The sequence below is a fragment of the bacterium genome (assembly GCA_024226335.1).
In the GTDB taxonomy this organism is placed as follows: domain Bacteria; phylum Myxococcota_A; class UBA9160; order SZUA-336; family SZUA-336; genus JAAELY01.
The window spans coordinates 1-947 of record JAAELY010000068.1 but is presented as its reverse complement, the minus strand read 5'-3'; the positions used below and the strand labels follow the sequence as shown (position 1 = coordinate 947).

Sequence of the window (947 nt, the reverse complement as noted above, 5' to 3'; positions counted from 1 at the left end):
GTGAACCTCTGGAAGCGCATCGATCACACATGTGCCGACGCAGAATCGTTCCATCAGGTCGTCTAGCTCCGAATACTCTTGTCGCGCGCCGACGTAGATCACCTCGCGCGTTCCATCTTGCTCCCGGGTGGATCGTGAGATTACAACGTGGAGTTGTTTTCCCGTGTCGACGCCCATCGTGCAGGATCGATCCGAGGACTCCTGCAGCCCGTGCTCGCCGCAACACGAGAGAACCTGAGCCTCATCCAGCTTGTTCTGGGTATCCGCCCATGGAATACCGATCTTGAGATTGTAGAAACGGTCGGGAAAGCGTGTGCGCCGATACTCCGTGAGAATCTCTCCGGGATCGACCTTCGACGAGAACAGCTGGGAGATTCGATACCCGTGGATCTTGCGATCGGGGAAGTCTGCGATCCACTCGCCGGCGGCCACGTCGAGTTCCTGTCCGCACTTCGGGCAAGCCCGATAGTATTCCCCGTCGCGCTCGCGAATGACTCGCACGTCAGATCCGAGCCTTGTCGGAAACTCCTTGTCCAACGCGGTCCAACGGCTGCAGTGAGCACAGCGAATGGTCCAGTGGCGCTGGTCTGACAGCTGATAGCTCTCGTCGATGCCGTAGGACGGTAGGGACGGGTTGGACAACTCGATCACCCGTTTGAAATCCGAGTGGGCGAGGCGCTCCTTGGCCAGGCTCTTGGAATCCGGGGTCGCCTCGTCCAGTTCATCGAAGACGAGCATGTCCGCCGGCACCGACTTCATCCCCACGCTCGATTGCATGCCACGGAGGTAGAGATAGGACGAGCCGATGCGCTTCAGCCCGGCCGTGTCCGTTTCGTGCAGGAGTCGGCACAGAAAACGGTTGTCTTGCAGCAACGGTCCGACGCGCGATTTCGAAAACTCCAACACATCCGTCCGGGTCGGGAAGAAGTACATCACGTTGAGTCCGG

At 59.3% G+C, this 947-nt stretch carries 1 protein-coding gene; it reads right to left on the bottom strand.

What is annotated here, in order from left to right; all coding sequences use genetic code 11:
- Positions 1 to 947 (bottom strand): phage tail protein (locus GY725_03130; protein MCP4003169.1); only part of this gene is annotated, 947 nt, incomplete at both ends.